The sequence below is a fragment of the Thiocapsa roseopersicina genome, from assembly GCF_900106925.1.
Taxonomy (GTDB): domain Bacteria; phylum Pseudomonadota; class Gammaproteobacteria; order Chromatiales; family Chromatiaceae; genus Thiocapsa; species Thiocapsa roseopersicina.
The window spans coordinates 20,924-41,106 of record NZ_FNNZ01000020.1 but is presented as its reverse complement, the minus strand read 5'-3'; the positions used below and the strand labels follow the sequence as shown (position 1 = coordinate 41,106).

Genomic DNA, 20,183 nt, shown 5'->3' with positions numbered 1-20,183 from the left:
GCCCGCATGGCGGCTCGGCTTCGAATGCGGGGGCAGGTCAATCCGCCGTCGACCGACCCGCCCTGCTCTGCGGCCTCAGGCGATCCGACGCAGGGTTTCGGTTTCGACCAACGCGGGCGATGACTCCAGGTCCAGCACCCGAGCCAAGCGATCGAGCATCGCGAGCGTCTCCGGACTCATCTCGTCGCGAGAACCGGCGATCTCTTCGCAGAGGGCCATCGCGCGGCGCCGATCCTCCATCGAGAGGATCAGCTTCGGCAAGGCGGCCATCGCCGCCTCGGGCTCGTAGCCGACGATCAGGCTTTCCTTGTGGATCATGCGCGTGCGGTGCTTCGCCTTCATGCTCGCAAAGGGTTCCGTCGCCATCAGCATCCGGTTGGAGCGCTCCAAACGGGAACGCCGCACCTCTTTACGCGAGCTCGCCAAGAAGATCAGCATGCGGATCACGCCGTCCGCGAAGTCGCCAAGCTCGATCCGATCGAGCGCGTCCTGGACGGAGGTCAGGGTCCGCAGATCCTCGCGCGGCGCTTCGCTGACGGTCCTGCTGAGCCGCTCGCCCATGGCCTGCACGGGCGGCGCACCCCAGAGCAGGTGGAAGTTCCACTCGATCATGGCGTTCTGCATGTCGCGCGCGTTGTCCAACCACTGGGTGACCAGACCGGCACCCGCCCGCTCCATCATCCGGAAGGGGTTGTCGTCCGCGGCCGGGCGGCGTTGCTTGCGGACATCCTCCGCCAGCCCCTGCACGGGCTGCATCAGGGGGTTGCGATCGCTCTCGAGCCATCGTTGCATCCGCATCGGGCTGGTATCGGCGAGCAACTTGGCACTGGTCTCGTTGCTGATCGCCTGGACGATGGGGCGTAGGGTCAGGTCATAGATCTCGGTGCCGATCTCGGAGAAACGGGCAACCGCCGCGAAGGGTCGATTGGAATCGTCCCCGCCGGTCTGCTCCATCATCTGCTCGATACTGCGCTCGGCAAAGGCCACCTTGAAGGACTTCTCGACCCCTTCGCCCTGGACCTCGGCGATGACCATCTCGTAGAGCCCGGGGGCGAGGGCCTCGATCGCCTTGAGTGTGGAGATGATCTGGTCATGCTCCTTTTTGGCGACCGACGAGGAGACGAAGATCCCCAGGTGGCCGACATTCTCGTGCAGCGTATAGAGGATGCGCTGTCCGCGGGCCCGGATCTCCTCGACATCCTTGTAGTGATCCGCGATCCATCCCAGCGCCTGCTGCGGCGGTGTGATGTTGTCCCCGTGCGAGGCGAAGATGATGATGGGGGAGTTGATGTTGCGCAGATCCACATGGGTGCGTTCGTTGAGATTGGCGCAACCCCGCCCGAGACGATTGCCGACGAAGAGATTCTCGACGATCCAGCTGATCTCGGCCGGGGTCATGAAGTAGAAACTGCCCCACCAGCGCTCGAAGCCGACGAACCGCGGGACCTCAGTGTCGACCTGATCCCAGAGACTGTAGTACTTCGACCACCAGGTATTGCTCGGGCTCAAGCGCTCGAAGTTCGAAACCAGGTTGGCCCCGTCGAACTGGCCGTTGCCGAGATCCGAGAGGAGCTTCACGGTGGTGGCGCCGCCCACCAGGCCGCCCAGATAACGCATCGGGTTCTTGCCCTTTTGACCGGCCCAATAGGAGAGCGGCGCGCCGTTCGCGACGACCGGACCCGTGATGTCCGGGTTGGTCGCAGCCAGCAGCATGGCTGCCCAGCCGCCCTGACAGTTGCCGATCACGACGGGTTTGGGCGAATCCGGATGGCGCCGACGTACCTCCCGGACGAAGTCGGCCTCGGCCGCGGTGACGTCAGCGAGGGTCTGGCCGGGCACGGGCAGGCGTGTGAAGGTCACGAAATAGGTCGGATGGCCCTGATGAATCGCGGCACCCACTTCGCTTTCGTTCTTGAATCCACCGATTCCCGAGCCGTGGCCCGCGCGAGGATCGATGATGATGTAGGGCCGACCGTCTTCGCGCACCGCGACGCCGGCCGGCGGGACGATCCGGACCAGCGAATAGTTGACCGGACGCGCCAGCTTGGTGCCGTCGACGACCATCTCGTGATCCCAGCTCAGCACCGTCTTGTTGCTGCCCTCTTCATGCTCGACGAAGAGGTTGCCCCGCTGACGCAAGGCATCGGTGTAGAGCACCGAACGCTGCGCGGCATCCAAAGTGTAGTCAAGCCAGTGCTTGCCCAGCATGGGCGTCATGAAGGCGCCGCTGATCTTGGTCCAGGCGTCGATGTTCTTGCGAATGTTGGTCAGCGTGCTCTCGGACGCCTGCCAACCATGGGCCTGAAGGATCCGCTCCAGGTCCCGCACGTAGTCGGCGTACTCGTCGACCTTGAGGTCGGGCAAACCGGCGTCGGCAGACTTGTCCTCGGCGCCGTTCGTCGAGGGTCGAGACAGCGGCAGGACTCGGGCCCAGGCATCGAAGACGTCCTTAGGGTCGAGGGGTTGAGCGAGCAGCTTGAAGGGATCCGAATACTTGGCGAAATCGGCGACATCGAACATGGCATTGCTCCGCTGAATCAGTGCGTTTCTCGGTATGGATCCGGTCACGACGTCGACTCCCGATCGAAGGCCCGATCGCGATCTCAACCCTTGATGTGGTAACCGCCGTCCACGTAAATGGTCTGGCCCGTCAGCATCACGCCGGTGCGGGTCGCCAGCATGGCCGTAACCGCACCGACGTCGTCGATCGTCGCGAGTCGACCGAGCGGTGACTTGGCTCGGGCCTCCTCCATCAACTCGTCGAAGTCCTTGAGACCGGATGCCGCACGGGTCGCCAGCGGTCCGGGCGACACGGCGAAGGCCCGGATGTTCTTCGGGCCGAGCTCGTCGGCGGTGTAGCGCACCGCTGACTCGAGCGCGGCCTTGACCGGCCCCATCAGGTTGTAGGTCTTTACCACCCGCTCGGAGCCGTAGAAGGTCATCGCGAAGAGGGAGCCGCCGTCGGTCATGAGGGGCTCGGCGAGCCTGGACATCCGCAGGAAGGAATGGGCCGAGACATCGACGGCCACGCCGAAGCCGTGCGCGGAGCTGTCGACCAGCCGGCCCTGAAGATCCTCGCGCGGTGCAAAGGCGATGGAATGCACGGCGAAGTCAATCCGGCCCCAACGCTCACGAATCGTCTCGAAGACCCCTTCGAGCTGGCCCTCTTGGGTCACGTCGCACGGCAGAAAGAGGCTGGCCTCGACCGCTTGGGCGCAGGGCTCGACAAAGGGCTTCGCCTTCTCGTTGAGATAGGTCACGGCCAGATCGGCACCCAGGGTTCTGAAGGCGCGGGCGCACCCATAGGCGATGGAGTGCTCGTTGGCGATCCCGAGGATCAGGCCCTTCTTGCCGGCAAGGGAAAAATAGTCTTGATCGATCATGTGCAGTTCCGATGAAATGATTCAGCAAGAAAGGGCTGTTTAAACCGCGCCCCACCGAGATCGAGGACATCTTCGAAGCCAAACGCAAAATGAAAATGACGCATGTCGCTCTGGACGCGGTTTAGGCGGCGGCGCGAACGACCCGCAAGGTATGTGTCGCGATCATCCGCTCCTCGTCGGTCGGGATGACCCAGACCGACGGCTGCCGACCCTCGGGACTGATGCAAAGCGCCCCCGCGGCATTCGCCTCCAGGTCGATGGCGATGCCGAGCCAGGCGGCATCCCGACAGACACGGGCACGGATGTCGGCGTCGTTCTCGCCGACCCCCGCCGTGAAGACGAGTGCATCGAGTCCGCCGATCGCGGCGCAGAGCGCGCCCAGGGTCTGCCCGATGCGGTAGACGAAATAGTCGATCGCCTCGGCCGCCTTGGGGTCGTCGCTGCGATGCAGGTCGCGCAGATCGTTGCTCACACCCGACAGACCGAGCAGACCCGACTCCTTGTAGAGCAGCCGCTCCAGATCGGAGACGCCCATGCGCTCCTCGCGCATCAGGAAGAGGAGCACGCCCGGGTCGAGCACGCCGCAACGTGTCCCCATCGGGACACCGTCGAGCGCCGAGAAGCTCATGGTCGTCTCAACGCTGCGACCTTCCTTCATGGCGGTCATGCTGCATCCGCTACCCAGGTGCGCGACCACGATCCGACCGGAGGCCAGCTCCGGAGCCAGCTCGCGGAGCCGCTCGACGATGTACTCGTAGGAGAGACCATGGAAGCCGTAGCGCTTGATCCCCCGATCAAGCAACGCACGCGGCAGTGCGAACTGCTCGGTCACAGTCGGACGACCCCGATGAAAGCCGGTATCGAAACAGGCGACCTGCGGTAGATCGGGATGATCCGCCGCGACCGCGCGGATGGCGGCTAGGTTGTTGGGCTGATGCAGGGGGACCAGCGGGATCAGGCCGGTCAGGACATCGATCACGGCGTCATCGATCAGGACCGGCCGAGCGTACGCCTCGCCACCGTGGGCCACGCGGTGCCCGACAGCCTGGATCCGAGCCCCTTCCGCGGCGGATGCCAGCCAGCTCCAGATCTGCTTGAAGGCGCGCGCATGACCCTGTGCGCCCTCGACAGGCTGCCAGTAGCTCTCGCTCAATAAGGCCCCGTCGGCAGATTTGGCGACGAAATGCGGTCGGGTGCCGATCCCCTCGACCTGCCCCTTCATGGTCTGCTGCAGGCCCTCGCCCTCGACCGCATAGACCGCAAACTTGATGCTCGAGGAGCCGGCATTCAGCGTCAGGATCAAGTCGCTCATGGCTGTCTCCCGAGCCTTCTAAAACCCGGCCTTATGAAGGCCGCGTCGCACCGCATGGGCATGCAGGACAGCGGTGGCCGCGGAGGCATGACGGGTCCGCACGCTGTCGGCGCGCGAGGTGAGGACGATCGGCACCCGGGCACCCAGCACGATCCCGGATGCCTCGGCGTTGGCCAGGAAGATGAGCTGCTTGGCGAGGATATTGCCGGCTTCCAGGTCCGGGGCGATCAGGACATCCGCCACACCGGCGACCTCGGAGTCGATCTTCTTGATGCGGGCCGCTTCCAGGTTGATGGCGTTGTCCATCGCGAGCGGACCGTCCAGGATGCCGCCCGTGATTTGGCCGCGATCGGCCATCTTGCAGAGCGCTGCCGCATCCAGCGTCGACTGGATCTTGGGACGTATCGTCTCGACGGCGGAGAGGATCGCGACCTTGGGTCGCTCGACCCCCACCGTGTGGGCCAGGTCGATCGCGTTGCGGCAGATGTCCGCCTTGGCGTCCAGATCGGGGGCGATATTGACCGCCGCATCCGAGATCAGCAGGAGTTTGGGATAGGTCGGCACGTCCATCAGGAAGATATGGCTGATGCGCCGCTCGGTGCGGATCCCGCTCACGCGGTCGACGACGGCGGCGAGTACCTCGTCGGTATGCAGACTGCCCTTCATGAGGATCTCGGCGGCACCCTCGCGCACCAAGCCGACCGCGCGGGCCGCGGCGGCATGGCTGTGCTCGACGTCGATGATCCGCGCACCGCCCAGATCGATCCCGTACTGGTCGGCGATCGCTCGAATCCGCGCCTCCGGTCCGACGAGGATCGGCAGGATGAAGCCGCTCTCGGCCGCCTCCATCGCACCTTCCAGCGACACCTGATCCACCGGATGCACGATCGCGGTCGGGACGGGCTCCAGCCGCGTCGCCTGCTCCAGAAGAACCCCGAAGCTGTCGTGATGGCGCACCGAGATCTCGGCGAGATCCGGGATCTCGATCCGCAGCTTCTCGGTCGGCGCATTCACCGAGGCGAGACCCGTCATCACAGGTTCGTGGCGCTGGTTGAGGACCTCGCACGCAAAGGTCACCAGCGTCTCGGGTCCCTTTTCGACGACCTTGACACGGCCGGTGAGGGTGTCGCCGAGATCGACGGTCCGATGAAAGACCGCGTCCTGGGTGCGGTAAACCGTCCCGGGGCCGGGCAGGACGTTCGCGAGGAGGCTGGAGACCAGGCTGGTCGCCCAAAGGCTGTGACCGACCACGCCTTTGGCGCCACGCGCCTTCGCATACTCCTCGTCGATGTGAGTCGGATTCAGATCGCCCGAGACCTTGCTGAAGAGCGCGATATCGTCTCGCGTCAAGGTACGTTGAAGCTCTGCAGTCTGACCGACTCGGATCTCGTCGAAGACCCGGTTCTCGAGGTACTCGGCCATGGTGAAGACTCCGGCTGAGAGGATCGGCGGCTCACGGGTTCGGGGCCGGAAAGCGCCAAGGCGCCGCGGGATGTTGCGCCGCACAAGAGACTAAAGCGCGCCGGTGAAGGACGCGTGTCCGGAAGATGTCGATTGGGAGAATTTCGATGGAGGGTGCCGAATCGTCCTAGGCGCGTCCGAGATGTCGGCGATGAGACCGGAGGTGCCGACAGCTGGCTGCCCGCGCCCGGGTCGCGGTCTCGGCGATCGCCCCAGGCGGTCTTCGCTGCGGGTCGACCCTTCGGGGGAGCACCGATGTCCCTCTGCGGAGCGCAGAGACGGGTCTCGACCGCGTTGCGGTCGGTCCCCGATGCGGCTCAATTCAGCTCAGGGATCTGCCCGGTCGCGATGTAGACCACCCGTTCGGCGATATTGGTCGCGCGGTCTGCGACGCGCTCGTAGTTGTGAGCCATCCAGGAGAGTGCAACGCCACAGGCCGCGACCTCCGGCTCGCTTCGGATCGACGCAACGATTGCGGCAATGAGCTCGCGCTGGAGGGCATCGACTTGGTCGTCGCGGATCGCGACCGCTCGCGCCATCGCCGCGTCTCCGCCGTTGCGACCGTAGGCCGCCATGGCATCGCGGAACATGGCGACGGCGGCCTCGCCGATCTCCGTGACGAGTGTTGTCAGGGGGGCCGGGAACACCTGATCGGCGTTGAGCAGCAGAATCCGTGCGACGTCCGCGGCATAGTCCCCGATACGTTCAGCTTCCGCCACCATGTCCATGGCGGCGCCGACCATGCGCAGATCGGCGCCTGCCGGTTGATAGGCGGCCAGTGCGAGCAATGCCTCCTGTTCCAGGACACGGCGCCGGAGGTTGATCGCTTGATCACCATCCACGATCCTCCGAGCCAGATCGAGGTCGTGTCCACGCAAGGCGTCCAGCGATTGACGCAACGCCACCTCGACCTGCTCCCCTAGGGCAAGCAAACCCTGTCGCAATGCATCGCGCTTCTTTTCAACCAGTAAGGGTGACTCAGCCATGCTCGGCCTCCGGAGCGGTTCAGGGTCGTCTACACGCGGGGGTGGATCGTTGACCCGCCACGATACCGAGCAAGTTTGACGATGCGATGACCGCGACCCGTGCGCATGCTCAACTTGCACTGATAACGAACACCCCTGCACAGATCAACAATACACCCAGGGCGCGCAGCAGGGTCACCTGCTCTCCGATTAGAAATCCAACCAGCAACGCCAAGGCGAATCCCAAACCTTCCAATGGATAGGCCTTGCTGACGTCCCACCGCGCCAGCACCCACAACCAGACAACCGCGCCGAGCGTATAGAGCGCAAAGCCGCCGATGATGGCGGGATTAAGCATGACGGTTCCTGCTACGTGCAGCGCGGCGGGCTTCGCCAACGCCGCCTTGACCGCGACGCTCGACATGCCGGCCTTGATCAGAAACTGTGCGGTGACGGACAGCAGAACGCAGCCGATTGCAGCGAATGTCGTGTTCATCGGTTCATCCGCTCACCATTTCTTGGTCACGATCGAAGGGGCAACGAGATTGCGCTCCTTGCGCTTTGCGCGGCCCAGCTTCGGGATCTTGGATACCGCCTTCGACGGGCAGCCCCTTAAGAGAGCCGGGTACTCGGAGATCGCCGGCCGATCGGCCGCGGCCATCTCGCGGTGCTCGGAGGATGACTCGACCAGACCCAACACCGGCACTCGGCTCGCGGCCCGAGCAGGCTGTCGCGTCTGCTCGAGGATTTTCGCGAGGATCCGCGGCACCTCGAAAACAGCACGGTTCTCGATCCGGCGTACCCTGGCTTGGTACTCCGGCAGGTTCCGCGTGATGTCGTCGACCGCTGCGTTGATGGACCGAAGACTGCGTCGCACGACTCCCAGGCCATGTTCGCGCACCCACTCGGTATTCCAGCGTTCCTGCGGCATGGTCCAGGCATTGCGGGTTACGATCACCGGCAATCCCTGGTGAACGGCTTCGCTCAAACTGCCCGGTCCCGGTTTGCCGATGAAGAAATCGGCCAGACGCATCCATCGCGCAACCTCGGTCGTGAAACCGACCACGACACGCGGCGCCTGTGCCGGCAGAGCGCGGAGCTCCGCTGCCAGCGCCTCGTTGCGACCGCACATCAGAATCAGAGGGGTCTTCGGCAGACGAGCGGCGATGCCCTTCATCGCCCGCGAACCGGTGCCGCCGAATAGGACCAAACCGGTCGGCGTGGCCGCATCCAAGCCCACCCGCTGCCGCTCTTCGGTGCGTGCGATGGGCGCCTGCGCATAGAACTCCGGGCGAAGGATCATCCCGCTGCTGCGATGCACACGATCCGGCGAGCAGCCGGCATCCATGGCCTGCGCGTACGCGTAGGCCGTACCGCACACCAGATGCTGAGCGAGGTCCGGCTCGATCCAGAAGTGCGGCGGGTGGTCGGCCATGTCGGTGAGTACCGTGACAAAGGGTACGCCCGGAGCGGCCAGCGCCAAGCTGTCATGCAGCGCTCGGTTGAAATTGGGGATCAGCGAAACGACGAGATCGGGCCGCGTCGTTCGCCAATGCAGCGCCAGGCGCTGCACCATGAGGGCATGCGTCCAGCGGATCATGCCTTGCAGAAGCTTCAATTCCTGCGCCAGCCCGAGCGTAAAGCCGGTGGCCAGGCGCCGATTGTAGATGTCCTCGGGCTCCATCCCGGTGATGCGGCGAAAGTACCCGAGCGGGTCCAGCACCTGCATCAGGTTGACCTTGCGCACACGCCAGGGCAAACCCTGATCATGGATCGCCTGCTCCAATGCCAGCGCCGCGGCACGATGACCACCCCCGGCGTTGAACCAGATGAGATCGACGGTCGTCATGAGGGCATTTGCCGAGCGCTACGGGGACGGCGAGGGGAGCTGTGGTGTTCAGCCAGCGGGCGAAGAGTCACGACGCAAGGTTCCAGGCGGCTGGACCACATCCGGTCAAGGTAGGCCGGATTATCGACGGTTCCGGTGACAATCGTGTGACACCCGTCGATGCGGGGACGCGATGGGTCACGCGCGCCAGGGCTCGCGCCGTCGGACGTTGCGTGCAGACCGGGTCAGTCGGCTCGGCGAGGCCGCCCGCCGAGGCCCGATCCGATCCCCCGATAGCGACGCGCGAGGAGATTCAGACCCGGTTTCAGACATAGAGCGGCGCCATGCGCCGCCAATCGTGGCCGCGGTGCGCACGGCCGTCCCACACGTGCAGCGCATGCCAAATCCCTTTCGCCCAAAGCAAGTGGCTGAACCGGCGATTGTGATCGAGAAATGGATCTTCGTTGCCGACCACCAAGGTGATGTCCATGCCGCGCAGGGCGGCAAGGCGTTCCGGACAGTCGAGGTTCGCGAGGAACTGCGCAGGGCTGTGGAAGTAGATCAGGTCGTCGCGGTGACCGCTGAACAGATCGCGGAAGCAGTCCACCTCCAGGGTGAGGTCATAGCGCCCCGAAAAGGCTGCAATCTTCTTGAAGAGATGAGGGTGCCGCAGCGCGATATTCACGGCGTGGTAAGCCCCCAAGCTACAGCCATGTGCGATGGTGCAGGGGTGTGGATTCTTCATTGCCATCAAGGGCAGGACTTCGTTGAGGACATAGTCTTCGAAGGCACAATGCCGGCGGATACGATCGGCGGGGTGACACCACTCGCAGTAGAGCGACTCCCAAACGATGCTGTCCACACAATAGACCTGAAGCTGGCCGGCATCGATCTTGTGACCGAGTGCTTCGATCAAGCGCAGATCTTCATATTCATGAAAGCGACCGTCGCGCGTCGGAAACACGAGAACCTTGGCTCCCGCATGGCCGAAGACCAGCAGCTCCATGTCCCGGCCGAGCCGGTCGCTGTACCATCTGTGGTATTCGCGCTTCATTCTCGAGCTTCATTGAGTCCAGTGACAAAAAAGACGCTGCACACGAATGGTTGATAACCTTCGCCGGAACCAAGACGGGGCGACGGCTCGCCAACCAAGAGGCCCCATTCAATGGGCATAGCGACCAGGTTGGCTCACCTCGTCCCTATACGCAGAATTGTAGGCATCCACGGTTGCAATCGTGTGACGCTCGGATGGGGTGCGCGAGCGTTGCCGGCCGGAAAGAACATGCTCGCAGGAGCACGACCTGATACTCGACGCCGGATGCTGGACTGGTCTCTTGTCTCGCCAATCCATTGGGCTGGAACGAAACCTCAAAGCGGCGCGAAGAAAGCCCAGAGCTCGGCAAGCAGATCATGTGTCTGACGCGCCCGCCCGGGATAGTCGAAGTGTCCTGCGTCGAGCACGAACAGCCGCTTGTCTCCGGGGATGGCGTTGTAGACCGCAAATTGCCCGGGCGGCGCGACGGCCGGATCGAAGCGGGCGGCGGCGACATGCATCGGTTGACGGATCGACCGCGCGGCAACCGCGGCATCGTAGTACGCGAGGGTATCGCTGATTCGACTCCGGGCGCCGACGCAGCGTTGAACGGCAGCCGCGCTGCCGATGCTGGGCAAGGCAAGCCGCAGCGGTTGGTGACCGAAACTGGGCACGTTGAGGTGGCCACGAGCAATGCGCGCATCCCAGGCCATCGCCATGGCTCCGATCCCTCCGCCGAAGCTGATGCCGAGATAGCCGACATGGCCGGCCAACTCCGGAAAGAGCAGAAGCAGGGTCGAGACCCCGACCCACACGTCATCCACGCAGCCGCCCAGGATGTAGTTGTCGCGACTGTCGATATCGTGCAGCACATGCCAATCGGGGTCCGCCGAGATCGGCGGGCGCTGGCTGCGGCCCAAGCCGCGGAAGCAGGGCACGAGATAGACCCCGTCGTCGCGGGGAAGGTCGTAGGGTGGAACCTCGATGCCGCCGTAGCCGTGTCCCAGCACGAACCCTCGCCGAGGCGAGCCAACCCGCGGTGTCAGGAGCCAGCCGCGAATCGGGAACCCGTCGGTCGAGTCATATTCCAGGTTGTGGACTCGAAAACGCGGGTGGGTCTCGCCCGAGATTCGCAAGCGGGGGTTGGGCTCGACCTCCAATGCGCGAGCGTAGCGGGTGCGCCAGAAGGCGCCGAGATCGGCGGGCTCAGGCGGCGGCTCGACCGCCAGAAGCGCATCCAGGCCATAGCCGTAGCTCGGATCGAAGGGAAAGCCGTGGGCGAAGGGCATCGCAGAGGAACTCGTCGGGCTTGGATCAAGGTGCAGAGTATCGCGCCGCCGGCGTGCCGATGTCGCCGCCCGATGCACCGGATGCTGTTTCGACTTTGAGTCGGTAAAACGACATCCATCGCCGATGGCCAAGAGCATCGCAGATTGTCGTGACAAACGTGTGAGCCGAAACCGCGGATAGAGATTCCCCGAATTGGAATCCGGATCGGCCCGGACCTGCCGAGTGGACCAGCGAGGCATGCAGCAAGGAGCGCGGCTCGCGGCTTCCCGACCTTGATGTCTCACATGCGTTTCCTTTCGGTAACACTTCGTCATTCGTGTTACCTCGGACGCAAGACCCTAATCTTTCGTTGATTCAACCGGAGATGACGGGATAGAGCGTTACCGTCTTGTAACCCGGCATTTCGGGAAGGCTGTTGGATCGACGGCTTGCATCCGTGTCGAGGCATAGCATTCAGTCGCTTACAGAGCATAGTCGCAGAGTCTGGTATATCGCCTGCTTACATAGGCCGATACCGAAGCCGTCGACCCTCGACGGCGCGACCGAGAGACGTCATGGCGCCCTCCCCGACCGCAACCCTCGAGCACCGGCGGCAGATCCCACCTGCAAAAGCGCTCGGCCCTTCGGCCCGCCTCGCCTATCGGGAAGGGTCTTGCCTGCCCGCGCGATTCCCGGAGATGTCCTGTCGACGCTGCACGGACGCCTGTCCAACCGGCGCACTGGTCGCGACATCGGGAGGACCCGAGTTGGCCTCGGGCTGCGTGGACTGCGGCCGCTGAGCGGTAGCTTGTCCGACCGAGGCACTGTCCGTGCCCGGATTCGAAATCACTCCGACGACGGGCGGGATGATCACGATCGATTGCTGGCGAGTCCCTGCGAAGGACTCGCCCAGCGGTGCGGGTTCCCTGTCTCGGCGGGCTCTCCACCGCCGCACTCGCGGAGCTGACGGCCGAGGCCGACGGACGCCCCGTCGCCTTGCTCGACCGCGGCTTCTGCGCCCGGTGTCCGGCCGGAGAAAGCGCGCATCCCGACTCCCACCCCGCCGCGCCCGTCATCGACGCGGTCCGAGGGCTGCTCGACGACTGCGGCGTCGCCCCGACCGATGGGCCGCGCCTGATCGCGATGCCGCTGCCCCCAGACCGCATGGTCGCCGGCATGGGCGAGCCGTTGCTCGAATCTCGGGTCAGCCGACGCGTGAACGAGCTTCCGGGTCGGCGCACGGGATGTGCCCGGCCCGCAGCGCCACCCAACGACTCAACACGCCATCAGAGGAGACTGTCATGTCGCACAGGCCGTATCGGGCACTCTTGCCCATCGGGTTCGCCGCGCTGCTCGCGTTGGCGATTGCGCCCATCCAGGCGCTCGCCGATCCGGATTTCCTGGTCGATGCCGACTGGCTCGCGGACGGCTTGGACGACGACTCGACACTCGTCATCTATGACGATTCCAGCACGGCGCTGGCGGCGCGTCTGTATTTCCTGCTCGACCTCTACGGCTTCGACATGGACCGGGTGAAGATCCTCGACGGCGGGACCCTCGAATGGACGGGCTTCAACGAGCTGGAGAAGGAGCCGACGCCGCCGAAAACGCCCGGCACGGTGACCCTGAAGGACGCCGACCCGGCGCTCTTCATCGAATGGCCCGCCGTCTACGACGATGTCGTCTCGCGCCGCGATCCGGATGTGGTCCTGCTCGATGCACGCCCGAGCGACATGTATACCGGCGAGGTGATCCGACACTCGATCATGGGCGGCCACATTCCGGGCGCCGTCAACGTCGTCAGTCTCGACGGTGTCGATGGACAGACCGGAAAATGGCGCAGCGACGAGAGTCTGGCGACACTCTATGCCGGCATCCCCAAGGACAAGCGGATCTATGTCTACTGCCACGACGGATTCCGGATGGGCCTGGCCTACCTGCAGCTCAAGCATCTCGGCTACGAGGACGTGCGGCTCTACAACGGCGGCTGGTCGCACTGGGGCAACGAGCTGACTCTGCCGGTCGTCGACGGACCCGAGCCTTACGGTGGTGACTTTGCGCTCTAATGATCGGCGCAGCGGTAACCGGACCTATCTCCCGTTGGAGGCCGAGTAGCAGGCGATGGACTTGATGGTCAAACACCTGTCCCGGATCAAACGCAGGCGCGTTCGGTTTTTCATATATACGGAAGACCGGATATGATCCTCGTCAGCGCGCGCGCCGATCCGGATTCCGGCCCGGCGCGCCCATCTCGAGTCCAACTGCGAGGGCAACATGAGCAGCCAATGCGAAACCACGGGCAAACGCGCCGCCGACGCACCCATGGGATTCTTCGAACGTTATCTGACCCTCTGGGTCTTCATCTGCATCCTGGTCGGCATCGCTCTGGGTCACCTGGCTCCCGGAGCCTTCCATGCGGTCGCTGCGGTCGAGGTCGCGCAGATCAACCTGCCGGTGGCTGTGCTCATCTGGCTGATGATCATACCGATGCTGCTGAAGATCGACCTGAAGGCGCTCAAGGGCGTGACCGAGCACTGGCGCGGGGTCGGCGTCACGCTCTTCATCAACTGGGGCGTCAAACCCTTCTCGATGGCCCTGCTGGCCTGGCTCTTCATCGGCTGGCTGTTTCGGCCGTATCTGCCGCCCGAGCAGGTCGACTCCTACATCGCGGGGCTGATCCTGTTGGCCGCCGCACCCTGCACGGCCATGGTCTTCGTCTGGAGCAATCTCTCGCGCGGAGAGCCGCACTTCACGCTCACGCAAGTCGCGCTCAACGACGTCATCATGGTGTTCGCCTTCGCGCCGATCGTCGGACTCCTGCTCGGGCTGGCCGCGATCACGGTGCCCTGGGACACCCTGCTGCTGTCGGTGCTGCTCTATATCGTGGTGCCGCTGATCATCGCGAATATTTGGCGCACACTCTTACTCAAGCAGGACCCGAGCGGCGAGAAGCTGCGCCGGGTCCTTGCATTCATGCAGCCGCTCTCGCTGATCGCCCTTTTGGTCACCCTGGTCCTCCTGTTCGGCTTTCAGGGCGAGCAGATCATCGCGCAGCCGCTCATCATCGCCCTGCTGGCGGTGCCGATCCTGATTCAGGTCTTCTTCAACTCGGGGCTTGCCTATCTGCTCAACCGCGCGGTGCGCTCCCCGCATTGCGTGGCCGGACCCTCCGCCCTGATCGGCGCGAGCAACTTCTTCGAGCTGGCCGTGGCGACCGCCATCGCGCTTTTCGGCTTCAACTCGGGGGCGGCGCTCGCCACGGTGGTCGGTGTCCTGATCGAGGTCCCGGTAATGCTGCTTGTGGTGCATGTCGTCATGCGCACCCAAGGCTGGTACGAGTCGCGCCCGGGGATTCCGACCTACGACGAATGCTGCCCTCCGGTCGCGGCCGCACCCGAACGCTCTGCATCGGCCGTTTGAGGGGCCGCGATGGAGACCGTCGCACGCCTTCTTCCCGCCCTAGCCGTCGTGATCCTGGTGCTTGCCGGTGCCGGAATCCATCGCTGGCTCGGCAGTCCCTCCGGGACACCCCCGACCCCGCGGGCGACCGAGATCACGGCCGACGGTCGGCCGGTGCTGGGCAAGCCAGTCGATTGCACCCGGCATCCGCCCAGTCCGGATCAGGACACCGGCGATTGCCGCGCTGCAGCAGCGCTCGCAACTGCCAGGGTGGTCATGTTCAGGGTGCGTCGCACGGTGGCTGCGGGGGTGAGGATACAGGCCGTAGCGGCAGCCCCCATCAGGATCGGACCCACGGTCACGCCACCGCTGGTGGTGGTCTTGAGCACTGTGTAGAGGATGTTGGCGGCATCGAGGTTCGGACAGATCAGCAGGTTCGCCGAGCCGGCGAGGGTCGAGTCGGCCAGGTAGCGGCTGCGGATATCTTCCTCCAGTGCGGCATCGCCATGTAATTCGCCGTCGCATTCGATGTCGGGGTGGCTCGCCACGAAGAGGTCACGCGCCAGACGCATCTTCTTGGCCGACGCACGCTTGGATGAGCCGAAGCTCGAGTGCGACAGAAAGGCCACCTTCGCCGGCAGGCCGAAGCGCTGAATCTCCTGCACGGCCATCCAGGCAATCTCGGCCAGCTGTTCGGCGCCGGGGTCTTCGTTGACATAGGTGTCTGCAATGAAGAGTGGTCCGCCGCGCTCGGTCATCAGCGCGTTGAGGGCCGCGTAATTGCTCACGCCGGGCCGCAGACCGATGATGCTGTGGATGCGCTCGAGATGGGTCTCGTAGCTGCCCGCCAAGCCGCAGATCATGGCGTCGGCGTGGCCCAGGGCGACCATCAGCGAAGCGATGATGGTGTTGGAGCGACGCACCGCTGCCGCGGCCACCTCGGGCGTGACCCCGTTGCGACCCATGAGCCGGTGGTAATGCTCCCGGTACTGGTTGAAGCGCGGGTCCTGCTCGGGGTTGACGTTCTCGACATCCTCCCCGAGACGCATGCGCAGGCCGGCCCTCTCGATGTGGGCTTGGATCACTGCGGGACGACCGATCAGGATCGGGCGAGCCAGGCGATCGTCGAGCGCGATTTGGGCGGCACGCAGGGCGCGTTCGTCCTCGCCGTCGGCAAAGGCCACGCGCTTTTTGGCGTCGGGCAGGGCCCTGGCGGCATTGATGACCGGGCGCATCAGGATGCCTGTTTGGTAAACAAAGAGCGTCAGGCTCTCCCTGTAGGCCTGCATGTCGGTGATGGGGCGCGTGGCCACCCCCGAGTCGGCGGCGGCTTGGGCCACGGCGGGCGCAATGCGCAGGATCAGCCCCGTGTCGAAGGGCTTGGGGATCAGATAATCGGGGCCGAAGCTCAGATCCTGTCCGGCGTATGCCGTCGCCACCTCGGCGCTGGTCTCGCTCTTCGCCAGATCAGCGATCTCGCGAACGCAGGCAAGCTTCATCTCCGCCGTGATCTTGGTGGCGCCGCAGTCGAGTGCGCCGCGAAAGATATAGGGGAAGCACAGGACGTTGTTGACCTGATTGGGGTAATCCGAGCGGCCAGTGGCGATGATGCAGTCGGGCCGCGCGAGCTTGGCTAGCTCCGGGCGGATCTCCGGCTCGGGATTGGCCAGGGCCAGAATGATGGGCCGATCGGCCATCGTCTTCACCATCTCCACGGTCAGCACGCCGGGTGCGGAGCAACCCAGAAAGACATCGGCACCGTCGACCACATCGGCCAGGGTACGCGCGTCAGTCTGTTGGGCATAGCGGGCCTTGGACGTGTCGAACCCGCCCGGACGGCCCTCGTAGATCACGCCTTTGGAATCGACCATGAAGACATGCTCGCGCCTTATGCCCAGACCGACCATCACGTCGACGCAGGCGAGTGCCGCCGCACCGGCACCCGAAACGGCCAGTTTCACGGTGTCGATGGCCTTCCCGACCAATTCCAAGGCGTTCAGCAGCGCGGCGCTGGAGATGATGGCCGTGCCGTGCTGATCGTCATGGAACACCGGGATGTTCATGCGCTTGCTGAGCTCGCGCTCGATGTAGAAGCATTCCGGCGCCTTGATGTCCTCCAGATTGATCCCGCCCAGCGTCGGTTCGAGCGCGGCAATGATCTCAACCAGCTTGTCCGGGTCACGCTCGGCAAGCTCGATGTCGAACACATCGATGCCCGCGAATTTCTTGAAGAGGCAACCCTTGCCCTCCATCACCGGCTTGCCGGCCAACGGGCCGATGTCGCCCAAGCCGAGCACGGCCGTGCCGTTGGTTATCACGCCCACCAGATTTCCGCGCGAGGTGTACTCCGCCGCGAGCGCCGGGTCGGCCTGGATATCGAGACAGGGATAGGCTACTCCGGGCGAGTAGGCCAGCGAGAGATCGCGCTGGTTCGACAGTGGCTTGGTGGGCGTGACGGCGATCTTGCCGCGACTGGGGCTGCGGTGATACTCCCGAGCGGCGTCGCGCAATGCCTGCTCGGCGGTGGACAGAGTCGATGTCATTGGAGTGCAAAGGTTCCGTGGTTGATGATTGACGCTCGGCAGACGAGGTCGTCGAAGGCATGCGGGGGCTGCCTCGTTCACAAGATCGACGGGTGGACCAGCGCCCGTAGGCGGACAAGCGTAGCGTAGTCCACCGGCACCGGTGCAGGGTTCGGTGGACGTCGCTCTCGCTCGTCCACCCTACCGTTAGGTTTCAGCGACGTAGCCGGATATGTAAGGGGAGGTCTGCGCGCGGCTAAACCGCATCCAGAGCGCAATGCTCATTTCCGAGGGATCTCGACGTTTGGTGCATCCACAGCCCTTAGCGGGGACGCGATTGAAAATGTTATATTTTCATATCTTAAACCGCGCCAGCTCCAACGGTCATTAAGTCTGCTGGGGCCGATCCCATCCAGAAACATCGTATCCCGCGCTGGGCGCGGTTTAAGCCGGCAAGAAATCATCCGCGAGGATCTGCTCGATCGTCCACGGACAGTCGTCCGGGAAAGCACCCATTCCCGTTTCGTCGATCGCGAGCGTGACCGCATCGGCCCAGATCGCCCCCTGCCACTCGGCGTCGGCGAGTCTCGGTTTCAAGCTCGGCACCTGTTTGAGATGAAATGCCAGGGCTTTGCGTTGCTCTTTGATCGTTCGCCGCCAACTGTTGCTTTGGCGCTCGGGCTGATACTGCCATTTGATGAGATGCGCAATCAGCACGGCCATGCGGCTCGCCAGCTCGCGTTGTTCGCTCTTGCCCACGTCTTCGATTTCCTCGGCGATGTGTTCCAGATCAAGCTGGTCGAACCGACCCGCCCGGATCAGGTGCGCTTGCTCGTTCGCCCAAGCAACAACGTCTGCGTCATAGCTGATGGTTGTCATCGTTCTTTCCACTCGAAGCCGTGTCGCCCAGTATAGACGAGGCTTCCACCCCGCCCCGAACACACCCTCTGCGCCGACCGATGTCGCACCGGATCGCGCCCGGCGAAAAGGTTCGGGGCGGGATTCTACCGAACCCACGGCAGGAAACCGGGGCGGGATCTACTCGCCGATGCCGCGATCGCCTATCCTCACGGGCTTGCGCCTCGGGGAGATGCACAGCATGGACAGAAACCGATTCGACATCCAATTCAGCGGAGACCTCGTTCCGGGGACCGACGTGCTCGCCGCTCGCCAGCGGATTCAGCACGCGTTCAACCTTTCCGACTCCGCTGTCGGACAACTCTTCGGCGGCACACCGGTGACGGTCAGGAGGGGTGTCGACAGCGAGACCGCGGCGCGGTACCAGACCGCCTTCCGCGACGCCGGCGCACTGATTCGGATCGTCCCTGCCTCGAGCGAGCGTGCGCCGCAGCCCCTGTCTCTCGATCCGTTCGGGTGGTCGGGACAGGGTGCGAGCCGGACTCAGAGCCAGACTCGGCCGACATCCGTGGTCGACCGGATGTTTCACCATTTCGAGAAAATACTGGCCGCGGTCCTGCTGTTCTTGATCTCGGTTGTCGCCGTGATCGCCGTCATCGAGCTTTGCTTTGTGCTGTACAAGGACATCACAAGCCAAAAGGGTCTGTTTCTCCTGGACCTCGGCGAGCTCTTCGAGCTCTTCGGCATGTTCTTGATCGTGCTGATCGCGATCGAGCTGATGGCCAGCGTTTACATGTACATGATGGACAAGTCCGTACACGTCGAGATCATGCTGTTGATCGCCATCACGGCGCTGACCCGCAAGGTCGTCGTCATGGATCTGGAGAGCAAGGGCGATCCGGCCATGTACATGTTCGGTCTGGCTGCGCTTCTGGGCACGCTGGTCGGGGGTTATTACCTCGTGAAGCGGCTCACCGGGCCCGGCGACGGTCATTGACCGAGACCCGATGCCGGGGACGCGGATCGCGCCGCCCGGCCGTGACCGGCTACCCGCCGCGCGGGATACGGTCTTTGTTGATCTCCAACCATTTTCGAAACGACTTCAATGCGGGATTGAGCGCGCGGGCGACCGCCGGATCGCGTGCACCGCAGAAGTCGGCTTCGAAATCGCGCTTGAACTGGAACATGTTTCCCAAGTCGTCCGCACCGGGGAAACCCAGTCCGCGGTAGACATCCGGGGGAATGGTGCGGTAGCGCACCTCCTCTCCGAAGGCATCGGACAGTGCAGCCGCCATCTGCTCGCCGGTCAGATGCTCGCCCGCGATACCGACTCTCCGGCCGATATAGCGCTCGCCTTGCTTGAAGATGCCGTAGGCGCAGCGCCCGATGTCCTCGGCGGCGATGCCCGGCAGCTTCTTGTCGTCCATCGGCAGCGTGAAGACGAGACGACCGTCGCTCTCGCGCCGTGGCCCCATGCCGAAGTGGATGAGATTGTCCCAGTAAAAAGAGGTCAGCAGGAAGGTCGTCGGCACGCCCATCTCGGTGAAGATGCGGTCGGATTCGCCTTTGGCATCGAAGTGCGGGACCTTGTAGTGCTCCATGAGGGTCGGCATCCGCGCGTCCTCGAGCGGCACCCACAGACGCGTGTCCTCGAGGGTCGACCAGATGGCGTGACGCAGGTCGACGGCCTTTGCCGCGGCCGCCATGTTTCGGACCTCTTCCTTCTCCTTCTCGGGCGAGAAATGCGCCCAAAAGAAGGTGACGAAGTAGGCCCCGTAGGCCCCCTCCAAGGCGCGGCGCAGACTGGACGCGTCGTCGACATCGGCGGCGACGACCTCCGCGCCCAGCTCTGCCAACGCCTGGGCCTTGTCCGAGTCGACATCGCGCGTGATCGCGCGCACGGCAAAGCCGCCGTCCGAGTCGTCAAGTATCGCGCGCGCCAAACCGCCGCCCTGTGCGCCCGTCGCGCCGAAGACGGCAATGATCTTTGGGTTGCTCATGATGGTGACCTCATCAATGATGGAGTTGTGCTCGGGTGCACCGGACGCGGGTGTTTCGCGACTCGACGAGTATACTGCGCGGCGCAAGCATCTCACTGGACTCTCATCCAGCCACTCAGACACCGGTGCCCCGCCTTGCCCAGCCCGCCGAAA

General features: G+C 64.3%; 15 protein-coding genes. 3 read left to right on the top strand and 12 right to left on the bottom strand.

What is annotated here, in order from left to right; genetic code table 11:
- Positions 1 to 75: 75 nt before the first annotated feature.
- From BLV04_RS18185 to BLV04_RS18145, 9 genes are all read right to left on the bottom strand, one after another.
- Entirely contained in the window at positions 76 to 2,520 is a 2,445-nt protein-coding gene (locus BLV04_RS18185) for a DUF3141 domain-containing protein (protein WP_093035559.1), read from the bottom strand.
- Positions 2,521 to 2,603: 83 nt separating this feature from the next.
- Entirely contained in the window at positions 2,604 to 3,383 is a 780-nt protein-coding gene (gene fabI / locus BLV04_RS18180) for an enoyl-ACP reductase FabI (protein ID WP_093035556.1), read from the bottom strand.
- Between the two features lie 121 nt (positions 3,384 to 3,504).
- Complete coding sequence (locus tag BLV04_RS18175) at positions 3,505 to 4,695, bottom strand: acetate/propionate family kinase (protein ID WP_093035554.1); 1,191 nt, start codon at positions 4,693 to 4,695, stop codon at positions 3,505 to 3,507.
- A gap of 18 nt (positions 4,696 to 4,713) precedes the next feature.
- A complete protein-coding gene (locus BLV04_RS18170) occupies positions 4,714 to 6,117 on the bottom strand; it encodes a bifunctional enoyl-CoA hydratase/phosphate acetyltransferase (RefSeq protein WP_093035551.1) in 1,404 nt (467 codons plus the stop codon).
- A 356-nt stretch (positions 6,118 to 6,473) separates the two neighbouring features.
- Positions 6,474 to 7,142, bottom strand: a complete 669-nt coding sequence (gene phoU / locus BLV04_RS18165) for a phosphate signaling complex protein PhoU (protein ID WP_093035548.1) — start codon at positions 7,140 to 7,142, stop codon at positions 6,474 to 6,476.
- Positions 7,143 to 7,251: 109 nt separating this feature from the next.
- Positions 7,252 to 7,617: a DMT family transporter gene (locus BLV04_RS18160; RefSeq protein WP_093035545.1), complete on the bottom strand. Its 366-nt coding sequence runs from the start codon at positions 7,615 to 7,617 to the stop codon at positions 7,252 to 7,254.
- Positions 7,618 to 7,629: 12 nt separating this feature from the next.
- The gene (locus BLV04_RS18155) at positions 7,630 to 8,970 is read right to left on the bottom strand and encodes a glycosyltransferase family protein (protein WP_093035542.1); all 1,341 of its coding nucleotides are present in this window, start codon (positions 8,968 to 8,970) and stop codon (positions 7,630 to 7,632) included.
- Positions 8,971 to 9,274: 304 nt separating this feature from the next.
- Positions 9,275 to 10,003: an esterase family protein gene (locus BLV04_RS18150; protein ID WP_093035539.1), complete on the bottom strand. Its 729-nt coding sequence runs from the start codon at positions 10,001 to 10,003 to the stop codon at positions 9,275 to 9,277.
- A 314-nt stretch (positions 10,004 to 10,317) separates the two neighbouring features.
- Positions 10,318 to 11,271: an acetylxylan esterase gene (locus tag BLV04_RS18145; RefSeq protein ID WP_093035536.1), complete on the bottom strand. Its 954-nt coding sequence runs from the start codon at positions 11,269 to 11,271 to the stop codon at positions 10,318 to 10,320.
- 1,281 nt (positions 11,272 to 12,552) lie between these two features.
- Here BLV04_RS18145 and BLV04_RS18140 point away from each other — a divergent pair.
- Together BLV04_RS18140 and arsB are read left to right on the top strand one after the other, a co-directional pair.
- Positions 12,553 to 13,317 (top strand): sulfurtransferase, encoded by a 765-nt coding sequence (locus BLV04_RS18140; RefSeq protein WP_093035533.1) that lies wholly within the window; start codon positions 12,553 to 12,555, stop codon positions 13,315 to 13,317.
- A 208-nt stretch (positions 13,318 to 13,525) separates the two neighbouring features.
- A complete protein-coding gene (arsB, locus tag BLV04_RS18135) occupies positions 13,526 to 14,671 on the top strand; it encodes an ACR3 family arsenite efflux transporter (RefSeq protein ID WP_093035530.1) in 1,146 nt (381 codons plus the stop codon).
- 200 nt (positions 14,672 to 14,871) lie between these two features.
- On the opposite strand, the gene BLV04_RS18130 is transcribed toward arsB, so the two are convergent.
- On the bottom strand, positions 14,872 to 17,193 hold the full coding sequence (locus BLV04_RS18130; protein ID WP_093035527.1) for an NADP-dependent malic enzyme: 2,322 nt from the start codon (positions 17,191 to 17,193) through the stop codon (positions 14,872 to 14,874).
- 423 nt (positions 17,194 to 17,616) lie between these two features.
- Positions 17,617 to 18,051, bottom strand: a complete 435-nt coding sequence (locus tag BLV04_RS18120) for a DUF29 domain-containing protein (protein WP_093035716.1) — start codon at positions 18,049 to 18,051, stop codon at positions 17,617 to 17,619.
- Positions 18,052 to 18,271: 220 nt separating this feature from the next.
- On the opposite strand from BLV04_RS18120, the gene BLV04_RS18115 reads away from it, so the two are divergent.
- The gene (locus BLV04_RS18115) at positions 18,272 to 19,027 is read left to right on the top strand and encodes a phosphate-starvation-inducible PsiE family protein (RefSeq protein ID WP_175534688.1); all 756 of its coding nucleotides are present in this window, start codon (positions 18,272 to 18,274) and stop codon (positions 19,025 to 19,027) included.
- Positions 19,028 to 19,076: 49 nt separating this feature from the next.
- Here the strand turns inward: BLV04_RS18115 and BLV04_RS18110 are convergent, their stop codons facing one another.
- On the bottom strand, positions 19,077 to 20,030 hold the full coding sequence (locus BLV04_RS18110) for an NmrA/HSCARG family protein (protein ID WP_093035519.1): 954 nt from the start codon (positions 20,028 to 20,030) through the stop codon (positions 19,077 to 19,079).
- Between the last annotated feature and the right edge of the window lie 153 nt (positions 20,031 to 20,183).